The following is a 9,543-nucleotide window of genomic DNA, read 5'->3' on the forward strand; positions in this document are numbered from 1 at the left end:
CCACGCAACGGCGCGCCACGTGATGGCCAGGCCCGTCGCGACAACCGCCCGGCGCGTGATACTGCGCGTCAAGAGCCAGCGGTTAAAGGCCCACGTGAGAACCAGCCGAAGATCATGCACAAAGAGTCCAAAAGCGATCGCTTTTTGACCCCTGAGCAGCTGGATCAACTGCCGAACCGCCCTCGCGGCGAGAAGCCTGCACTGTTGACTCGCAACCGCTGAGTTAACGCTGCATAAAAAACGCCCCGGCTCTCGCAAGCCGGGGCGTTTTTTTTAGCCATCTAAAAGCGCTATTACTTGGCCTTCACGCCTTCCAGCGAGATGTCCAGGTCCAGCGTTTGAGCAGTTGGGCCTGGGCCTTTGATGCCGAAGTCGTTCAGGTTCAGCGTGGTGGTAGCGTTGAAGCCAGCACGTTCGCCGCCCCATGGATCCTTGCCTTCGCCGTTGAATGTGGCTTTGAAGGTCACAGGCTTGGTCACGCCATGCAGCGTCAGGTCGCCGGTCACGTCAGCTGTCTTGTCGCCGGTTGGTACCACTTTGGTCGACTTGAAGGTCGCCTCAGGGTATTTGGCGACGTCCAGGAAGTCTTTGCTGGCGATGTGCTTGTCACGTTCTGCGTGGTTGGAGAACAGGCTGGCGGTTTGCAGAGTGATGTCAATTTTGCTGTCGGCAGGCTTGGCCGCATCCCACGAGAAGGTGCCTTTCCAGTCCTTGAACGTGCCGTGCACGAAGCTGTAGCCCAAGTGGCTGATTTTCCAGTCGATGAAAGCGTGCTGGCCTTCTTTATCGATGGTGTAGTCGGCAGCCATGGCTTGACCGGCGGTCAGCAGAGCAGTCCCAAGTGCCAGAGCAGCGAGCGTCTTTTTCAACATGCGTTCTATTCCTTTTGAATTGAGGTTGAGCATCAGGCTTTGCGGCCCAGCATACGTTTTAGGGTCGCATCACGGTCAATGAAGTGGTGTTTAAAGGCAGCCAGACCATGCAGAACAGCAAAGATCACCACGGTCCAGGCCAGCCACAGGTGCACAACGCCAGCAACATCAGCCTGATTGGGCAGGCTGGAGATCAGTGCCGGTACTTCAAACAGACCGAAGACAGGGATACCCACGCCTTCGGCCGTCGAGATCAAATATCCCGCAATCATGAGGGCAAACAAGCTCAGGTACAGAAAAGCGTGACCGAACTTGGCGCCGATACGGGTTGCAGGGCTATACGTTTCTAAAGCAGGGGGCGGCGGGCTGATGAACCGCCAGACAACACGGATCAACATGACCGCCAACAGCGTCAGACCGATGCTTTTATGCAGGTCCGGCGCTTCTTTACGCCAAGGGTCATAGTAGTCGAGACCGACCATCCACAAGCCCAATGCGAACAACCCAAACACGGCCAGCGCGACTGACCAGTGCAGGAAGATACTCACGGCACCATAGCGAGAAGACGAGTTACGTAGCTGCATTGCCAACATCCTGTGGGAATTGACGTTAAGACTAATGGTTTACCTATCGAATGAAAGCGCATTTTTTTGCTGCAAAACATCGATAAATACGATCTGTAGCCTGGGGATCATGCATTAAGCAAACGTTAACAATAGCCGCGTGCGGTGTTTTATGCCGAGCCGTGCCTTGAATGTAAATATGCGTGTCTATGGATAAACGTAATGACTTGTGACGAGCTTGCGCATTGCATAGGCTTGCAGGCTTGTTTGCCCGCAGACGCCGGGAACCAGCGCCAGGAGAGTGGAAATGGGCCTGAATAATCAATGGATGCAGCGCGATCTTGCCGTGTTGTGGCACCCCTGCACCCAAATGAAAGATCACGAACAGTTGCCGCTGATCCCCATCAAGCGCGGTGAAGGCGTGTGGCTCGAAGACTTCGAAGGCAAGCGCTATCTGGATGCCGTGAGTTCCTGGTGGGTCAACGTGTTTGGCCACGCCAATCCGCGTATCAATCAGCGCATCAAGGACCAGGTCGACCAGCTGGAGCACGTGATTCTCGCGGGGTTCAGCCATCAGCCGGTGATCGAGTTGTCCGAGCGCCTGGTCAAGATGACCCCTCAAGGCCTGACCCGCTGCTTCTATGCTGACAATGGTTCGTCGTGTATCGAAGTCTCGCTGAAGATGAGCTTTCACTACTGGCTCAACCGCGGCCAGCCTGACAAAAAACGGTTCGTAACGCTGACCAATAGCTACCACGGCGAAACCATGGCCGCGATGTCGGTGGGTGACGTGCCGCTGTTCACCGAAACCTACAAGGCTTTGCTGCTCGACACGATCAAAGTGCCGAGCCCCGATTGCTACTTGCGCCCTGAAGGCGTGAGCTGGGAAGCCCACTCGCGCACGATGTTTCAGGCCATGGAACAGACCCTGGCCGAGCACCATGCCACGATTGCGGCGGTGATTGTCGAGCCGCTGATTCAGGGCGCGGGCGGTATGCGCATGTACCACCCGGTGTACCTCACGTTGTTGCGTGAGGCCTGCGACCGATATGGCGTGCACCTGATCCTCGACGAAATCGCCGTGGGTTTTGGCCGTACCGGGACAATGTTTGCCTGTGAACAGGCCGGCATCACGCCAGACTTCCTGTGCCTGTCCAAAGCCTTGACCGGTGGCTACTTGCCGCTGGCGGCATGCCTGACCACCGATGAGGTGTACAGCGCGTTCTACGACGACTACCCGACCCTGCGCGCCTTCCTCCATTCCCACAGCTACACCGGCAACCCGCTGGCGTGTGCGGCGGCGTTGGCCACGCTGGATATTTTTGAAGACGACAACGTCATCGAAAACAACAAGGCACTCGTCCAGCGCATGGCCAGCGCAACGGCCCACCTGGCCGACCATGAACATGTCTCGGAAGTGCGTCAGACAGGTATGGTGCTGGCGATAGAAATGGTCCAGGACAAAGCCACCAAAACGGCTTACCCGTGGCAGGAACGACGCGGCCTGAAAGTCTTCCAGCACGCGCTGGAGCGGGGTGCGTTGTTGCGCCCGTTAGGCAGTGTGGTGTATTTCTTGCCGCCTTACGTGATTACCCCCGAGCAGATCGATTTTCTGGCTGAAGTGGCCAGCGAAGGCATCGACATCGCGACGCGTACGGACATCAGCGTGGCCGTGCCGGCGAACTTCCATCCAGACTTCCGCGACCCGGGTTAATTTTAATCCCCTGTAGGAGCGAGCTTGTCTCGCGATCTTTTTTTAAAGCCAAAAGATCGCGAGGCAAGCTCGCTCCTACAGAGGGCTTTTTTTCAGAGAAATTAAATGAGATTGTCCCGCTTCTTTATCGACGCCCCGTTGAGCCTCGGTGAGCATGAACTGCCTGAAGCCCAGGCGCATTACATTGGCCGCGTGCTGCGCATGGCCGAGGGCGATGCCCTGCAAGTGTTCGACGGCTCGGGTCAGGAGTTTCTGGGGCGCTTGCTGGAAGTCGGCAAAAAACGTGTGCGCGTGGTGCTCGACGAAACCTTTGCCGGGCAAGTTGAGTCGCCGTTGGCCATTCACCTGGGCCAAGGGTTGTCCCGTGGCGAGCGCATGGACTGGGCGATTCAAAAGGCCACTGAATTGGGCGTGACGCAAATTACTCCGATCATGAGTGAGCGCTGCGAAGTGCGGCTCAAGGACGAACGTGCTGACAAACGCCTTATGCATTGGCGGCAAGTGGCGATCAGTGCGTGTGAGCAGTGTGGCCGTTCGCGGGTGCCGGTGATTCACCCGCCGGTATTGCTCAGTGACTGGATCAAAACCACCGAGGCCGACCTCAAGCTGGTGCTGCACCCGGTGTCAGCGCCGCTGACCAGCCACGCCAAGCCTGAGCGCCTGGCGTTTTTGATCGGCCCGGAAGGCGGGTTGACCGATAACGAAGTGGAGCACGCTCAAACGGCAGGCTTCCAGCCGGCCCGCCTCGGTCCGCGTGTGCTGCGCACCGAAACGGCGCCCGTAGTCGCGCTGGCCGTGGCCCAGCAACTGTGGGGTGATTTCTAAACGATTGACCTGTAGGAGCGAGCTTGCCTCGCGATCTTTTAAAGATCAAAAGATCGCGAGGCAAGCTCGCTCCTACAGGAATACTCGTTACGCCATCACCGCGAAGTTCGCCCGAAACTGCTGCGGCGAGACGCCCAGCCTGCGCATGAACACACTGCGCAGGTGGTGCGCATCGCGAAAACCGCATTCGTAGGCTACGGTCTTGAGGGCCAGCGCCGGGTTTTCCAGTAATGCGCGGGCCGCATCCACCCGCGCACCTTCAACAAATTGTGCCGGGGTAATACCGGTGTCACGGGCAAATACCCGAGAGAAGTTGCGCGGGCTCATGTTGGCCGCTTGCGCCAGTTCACCGATGGTCAGATCCGCACGCAGATTGGCCTGCACAAACCGTTGCACCGCCGCCACCGGCGAATCGTCCGGGGTGGTCGCTGTCAGAAACGGGCTGAACTGCGACTGTCCGCCCGAACGCTGGGTAAACACCACCAGCCGTTTGGCCACGCTGAGTGCGATCTCGGGGCCATGATCCTGGCACAACACATACAGCGACAGATCAATCCCGGCCGTCACCCCGGCCGACGTAAACAAGTTGTCGTCCTGCACATACAAGCGATCGGCTTCCAGTTTTGCGCTCGGACACACGCGCGCCAGGGCTGCGACATCGCCCCAGTGCGTGGTCACGTGTCGGCCGTCCAGCAAGCCTGCGCGAGCGAGCATCAACGCCCCGTTACAGATCGAACCAAAGCGTCGCGAGCGGCGGCACAGTGTGCGTAACCAGCTATAAAACGCCGGGCCAAAATCCTGATCGGGCAGGGCCGGGCCGCCCGCGCACAAGACCAGGTCGTAGGCGGTGCTGGCCTCGGTGAAATGCCGATGGGCCTGGATCGACAAGCCGTTGGAGCAGGCCAGCAAGCCTGCCTCAAGGCCCAGCACCTCCAGTTGATAGCGCTGAGCGGGCGGCAGAAACACATTGGCCTCGGTGAACACATCCATGGGCCCGGTCACATCCAGGGCCTGCACGCCGGGGAAAACGATCAATGCGATCTTCAAGGTCATCTGGGTTCGCCGTCTGAGGGGTGTTACATCAAATACCGCCGCCGCCCGGTGTGGCAAGCCTGTTAAAAGGCGTGGCCGGCATTGCCATCTGATTGGCACGAATCGCACCTGCGTGACGATTGTTGCCATGGAGGGCGCGGTCCACACTGAACTCAACAGCGCCACCCCGGCGCTTGATCGAGGAGTTCGCCATGAGTCAGACCATCGCAGGCATCGTCATTCCGGACAGCGCCTTGGCAAAAGCAACGACCGAATACATCCGTCATGTGGAGTCCGATCTGCTCTATAACCACTCGCGGCGGGTGTTTTTGTTTGGCGCGCTGAGCGGCCAACGCAAGCAATTGGCCTATGACCCGGAGCTTTTGTACGTGGGGGCGATGTTCCACGATCTGGGCCTGGTTGAAGGCCATCGCAGCGACAACGAACGGTTTGAAGTGGACAGCGCCAACAACGCCAAAGCTTTCATGAAACCCTTTGGCCTGAGCGACGATGATGTCGAGCAAGTCTGGTTGTCCATTGCCCTGCACACCACGCCGGGCGTGCCGCAACACCTGCGGCCGAACGTGGCGCTGGTGACGGCGGGCGTAGAAATGGACGTGCTGGGCATTGATTATGCGGCGTTCCCCACTGAGCAACGCGAAGCCGTGGTGCATGCGCACCCGCGTGGCGAAGGCTTCAAGGAATGCATCCTCTGTGCCTTCGCCAACGGCTTCAAACACCGCCCCGACACCACCTTCGGCACGGTTAACGCCGACGTGCTGGTGGACATCGACCCAAGCTTCAAGCCACTGAACTTCGTCGAGATCATCCGCACGTCGCCGTGGGTGTCGTAAGCCTGGGGTTTACTCCACCGGATCGCTCACTGGCTTGGCGATGATCTGCTTAAGTTCCGCGGTCATCGGGAATTCCAGGTTCAGGCCATTCGGTGGAATCGGCTGCTCAAACCAGCGCTGATAGATGCCGTTGATCTCGCCCGACTGGTACAGATCCGCCAGCGCCTGGTTCACCACCGCCAGCAACTGCGGGTCGTCCTTGCGCACCATGCAGCTGTAGATTTCACGCGACTGCTCGTGACCCACCACCACCCAGTTGTGCGGGTCGCGGGCTTTGGCGCGTTCGCCGTAAAGCAGCGCGTCATCCATGTAAAAGGCCACGGCACGGCCGGTTTCGAGCATCTTGAACGCCTCGCCGTGGTCTTTGGCACTGATCACGTTCATGTTCATCTTGTGGTCAGCGTTGTAGCTCTTGAGAAAGCGCTCATTGGTGGTGCCCGCCGTGGTCACGACGTTCTTGTCGCGCAGGTCGTCAAAGCCCTGGATGCCGCTGTTTTTGGCGGTCAGCAACTGGCCTTTGACGTAGATAAAGCCATACGAGAACGCCACCTGTTTTTGCCGCTCGGCCGTCACGCCGGTTGAGCCGCACTCCAGATCAACCGTGCCGTTTTGCACCAGCGGGATCCGGGTTTGCGAGGTCACCAGGTTGTATTTGACCTTCAGTGGCGCGCCGCCGACTTGCTGCTGGATGCGCTCGACGATTTTGTTCGCGAGCTCCACCGAATAGCCCATCGGCTTGCCTGTGTTGTCGCCTACGTAAGAAAAAGGCACCGAAGCATCGCGATAACCGAGGGTTATGCTCCCGGAGTCAGCGACTTTTTTGAGCGTGCCCTGCAACGGCGCTTCGCTGGCGTGCAGTGAGTGGCTGAGCAAAAGGCCCAGCGTGCAACTGATCAAGGTGAGCTTTTTCATCTTCTTATTCTCCGGTTTCAAGCTGATTAGCGACGGGCAGCAATCACGCTGATTTCCACCAGCACTTGCGGTCGGGCCAGTTGCGCTTGCAGCGTGGTGCGCGTCGGCGCCTTGCCCGCAGACAGCCAGGCAGACCACACCGCGTTCATGGGCGCGAAGTCGCGCTCAATGTTTTGCAGGTAAATCGTGGTGTTGAGGATGTGGTCCTTGTTGCTGCCGGTTTCGGCCAACAAGGCGTCGATCTTGCTCAGGACCTCTTCGGTCTGCGCGGTAATGTCCTCGCTACCGGTCGGCACTTGCCCGGACAGAAACACCAGCGCCTCATAGGTCGCAGCGGCGCTTAAACGGTCATTGCTGTGAATGCGGTGAATCGTCATCGGGCATTTCCTTAAGGTGTGGGTCAATGGTCAGGCGGCGTGCAAGGCCAGACCTTGCAGGTCAATGGAGGTTTTGCGATGTGCAATCAGCTCGCTCAGCAAGCGCCCGCTGCCGCAAGCCAGGGTAAAGCCCAGCGCGCCGTGGCCCAGGTTGAGCCACAAGTTGCGATAGCCGCTGGCGCCCAGAATCGGTACGCCGCTGGGGGTGGCCGGACGCATGCCTGCCCATTCAATGGCGTGTTGGTAATCGCCCGCTTCGGGGAAAGTGCTTTGGGCCAGCTGGCGCATTTGCGCGAGGCGCTTGGGGTCGAGTGAGGCATCAAAACCGACGATGTCGACCATCGCGGCAATGCGCAATTGTTCGCCAATGCGCGCGTACACGATCTTGCGGTCGTAATCGGTGATGCTCACGTCGGGGGCTTTGCCGGGGTCGCTCAACGCCAATGTGAGGCTGTACCCCTTGAGCGGGTACAACGGCAGATTCAGTCCTGGCAGGCTCAAGGCCGGGCTGTTATGCCCCGCTGCGAGCACCAGTTGATCGACCGGCAGCACCTCGTCGCCCATGTGCACGGCCTTGACCTCACCGTGTTCGTGATGCAAACGGGTGACGGTTTTGCCCAGCAAAAATGTGCAGCGCCCCGAGGCCTGCAAACGGGCGAACAGCTGTTGGCAGAAGGCGTGACAATCGCCGACTTCTTCATCGGGGGTGTAAATGCCGCCGACAAATGCGCAGCCTTGCAAACCCGGCTCCAGGGCCGAGCATTCGCTGGCAGAGAGCGCTTGCTGAAACGAGCTGTGGATAACGTTTTGCCGGGCCTTGGCGAAGTGCGACGATTCGCGAAAAGCCACCAGCTTGCCGTTACGCCGCCATTGGAACCCGTCCAGATGATCTTCCTCGCGCCATTGCTGCAACGTGGCCTGGCTCAGCAATGCCAAACGCAGCAAATGTGCGCCATTGCGCTGATTGACCGACCCCCGGCACGCGGCCACAAACGAGGCCAGCCAGCGCCATTGCGCCGGGTCCATGCGCGGGCGCAATTTGAGCGGTGAGTCGCCGCGCAACATCCAGCCCAGCGCCTGCAACGGCACGCCAGCATCGGCCAGCGGGGCGACATAGCGGTACGACAATTGGCCGCCATTGGCAAAGCTGGTCTGGCTGCCGAGCGTTGGGCGGGCTTCGATCACACTCACGTCAAAGCCTTCGCGCACCAGCGCATACGCCGTTGCCAGCCCGATAACCCCACCGCCGATGATGCAAACACGCTGTGCCATGTCAGTCCTTACCCACTGTTGTGCGGGTTTCAGATTAGGGGCAGGTGACAGGCGCTGAACAATGATTAAAGATGCTTAACCCATAAACAAAGGTTATGGACTGCCGCCATGCGCTTGCGCCACATCGAAATATTCCAGGCTATTCGCCAGACCGGCTCCATCAGCGCCGCCGCCCAGTTGCTGCATGTCTCGCAACCTGCGGTGAGCAAAGTCCTGCAGCATGCCGAGATGCAACTGGGGTTTCCGTTGTTCTTGCGCGTGCGCGGCAAACTGCAGCCCACCCCCGAGGCCTTGCTGCTGGAGCGTGAGGTCGAAAAAGTCAGCGAGAGCGTGCAAGGCGTGCAGCGTCTGGCCGAAAGCTTGCGGCGCACACCGGGGCATCGCTTGCGCATCGGCAGCACGCCTGCGTTGGCGTTGTCCTTGTTGCCGCCAGTGATTGGCGAGTGGACGCGCCGCTACCCCGACAGCCGCTGCGAACTGGCGAGCGCACACAGTCGTGAACTGGTGCAAAGCTTGCTGATGCGTGAACTGGACGTAGCGCTGACCTTGAAACTGCCCGACCACCCGGGGCTCAAGGCCCAGGCGTTGGCCCACAGCGTGCTGGTCGCGTTGGCGCCACGGGGTTATTGGAGCGAGGACCGTGAAGGCGAGCCGCTGGCGCTGCATGAACTGGCGGACGCACCGTTGATTGGCCTGAGCAGCGCCGACCCGTTGTTTGCGCGTTTGGACAGCTACCTGAAAACTATCGAGCCGCCCCCGCGCATCAACATTGCGGTGCAGACCTACTCGCTGGCGCGAGCGATGGTGGAATCGGGAGCGGGGCTGGCCGTGATAGACCCGTTCACCGCCCTGGGCGCCTCACCGGCGAGCACCGTCATCCGCCCGTTGAGCCCGGCATTACCGATCACCCTGTACGCCCTGACCCGCGCCGACGAAGCGCCGGTGCATCTGCTGGAAGGGTTACTGGAATTGTTCGCCGAGCGAGCCAATGAACAGCTGCGGCGGATAGAGAGAGGGGTACAAATCCCGTAGCAGTTGACGAGCCTTGCGAGGCTACGTCCGGCGGCGCAGCCGTCGTAAACGGGTTATCGAGGTTCTTCAGTTAGATCGGGTTTTGTGGGT

General features: G+C 59.6%; 11 protein-coding genes and 1 pseudogene. 5 read left to right on the top strand and 7 right to left on the bottom strand.

Annotated features, from left to right (window positions below):
- A pseudogene (locus tag GHO41_RS27355) lies at positions 1–222 on the top strand (DEAD/DEAH box helicase); the annotation flags it as partial.
- Positions 223–293: 71 nt separating this feature from the next.
- Here GHO41_RS27355 and GHO41_RS27360 read toward each other — a convergent pair.
- Positions 294–872 (bottom strand): YceI family protein, encoded by a 579-nt coding sequence (locus GHO41_RS27360; RefSeq protein WP_048370909.1) that lies wholly within the window; start codon positions 870–872, stop codon positions 294–296.
- 32 nt (positions 873–904) lie between these two features.
- Entirely contained in the window at positions 905–1,456 is a 552-nt protein-coding gene (locus GHO41_RS27365) for a cytochrome b (RefSeq protein ID WP_048370907.1), read from the bottom strand.
- Positions 1,457–1,742: 286 nt separating this feature from the next.
- Between GHO41_RS27365 and GHO41_RS27370 the strand changes: the two genes are divergently transcribed.
- Both GHO41_RS27370 and GHO41_RS27375 read left to right on the top strand, forming a co-directional pair.
- Complete coding sequence (locus GHO41_RS27370; protein ID WP_153435164.1) at positions 1,743–3,149, top strand: adenosylmethionine--8-amino-7-oxononanoate transaminase; 1,407 nt, start codon at positions 1,743–1,745, stop codon at positions 3,147–3,149.
- A 105-nt stretch (positions 3,150–3,254) separates the two neighbouring features.
- Positions 3,255–3,974 carry a 16S rRNA (uracil(1498)-N(3))-methyltransferase gene (locus GHO41_RS27375; RefSeq protein ID WP_153435165.1) on the top strand — a complete coding sequence of 240 codons (720 nt, stop codon included), beginning with the start codon at positions 3,255–3,257 and terminating at the stop codon, positions 3,972–3,974.
- An 87-nt stretch (positions 3,975–4,061) separates the two neighbouring features.
- Here GHO41_RS27375 and GHO41_RS27380 read toward each other — a convergent pair whose 3' ends face one another.
- Positions 4,062–5,027 (bottom strand): GlxA family transcriptional regulator, encoded by a 966-nt coding sequence (locus tag GHO41_RS27380; RefSeq protein ID WP_153435166.1) that lies wholly within the window; start codon positions 5,025–5,027, stop codon positions 4,062–4,064.
- Positions 5,028–5,055: 28 nt separating this feature from the next.
- On the bottom strand, positions 5,056–5,220 hold the full coding sequence (locus GHO41_RS29915) for a hypothetical protein (protein WP_178126597.1): 165 nt from the start codon (positions 5,218–5,220) through the stop codon (positions 5,056–5,058).
- On the opposite strand from GHO41_RS29915, the gene GHO41_RS27385 reads away from it, so the two are divergent.
- A complete protein-coding gene (locus GHO41_RS27385) occupies positions 5,219–5,860 on the top strand; it encodes an HD domain-containing protein (protein ID WP_153435167.1) in 642 nt (213 codons plus the stop codon). The genes GHO41_RS29915 and GHO41_RS27385 overlap by 2 nt on opposite strands.
- Positions 5,861–5,869: 9 nt before the next feature.
- Here GHO41_RS27385 and GHO41_RS27390 read toward each other — a convergent pair whose 3' ends face one another.
- The 3 genes from GHO41_RS27390 to GHO41_RS27400 are packed head-to-tail and all read right to left on the bottom strand — an operon-like array spanning position 5,870 to position 8,454.
- Complete coding sequence (locus GHO41_RS27390; protein WP_048385050.1) at positions 5,870–6,772, bottom strand: transporter substrate-binding domain-containing protein; 903 nt, start codon at positions 6,770–6,772, stop codon at positions 5,870–5,872.
- 26 nt (positions 6,773–6,798) lie between these two features.
- Complete coding sequence (locus GHO41_RS27395) at positions 6,799–7,149, bottom strand: RidA family protein (protein WP_153435168.1); 351 nt, start codon at positions 7,147–7,149, stop codon at positions 6,799–6,801.
- 30 nt (positions 7,150–7,179) lie between these two features.
- Entirely contained in the window at positions 7,180–8,454 is a 1,275-nt protein-coding gene (locus GHO41_RS27400) for a D-amino acid dehydrogenase (protein ID WP_371929054.1), read from the bottom strand.
- Between the two features lie 75 nt (positions 8,455–8,529).
- Here GHO41_RS27400 and GHO41_RS27405 point away from each other — a divergent pair, with 75 nt between their 5' ends.
- Positions 8,530–9,453, top strand: coding sequence for a LysR family transcriptional regulator (locus tag GHO41_RS27405; RefSeq protein WP_153435170.1), 924 nt, complete (start codon positions 8,530–8,532; stop codon positions 9,451–9,453).
- The last annotated feature ends 90 nt before the right edge of the window (positions 9,454–9,543 follow it).

It is taken from the genome of Pseudomonas sp. FSL R10-0399 (genome assembly GCF_009600165.1).
Taxonomy (GTDB): Bacteria; Pseudomonadota; Gammaproteobacteria; order Pseudomonadales; family Pseudomonadaceae; genus Aquipseudomonas; species Aquipseudomonas helleri.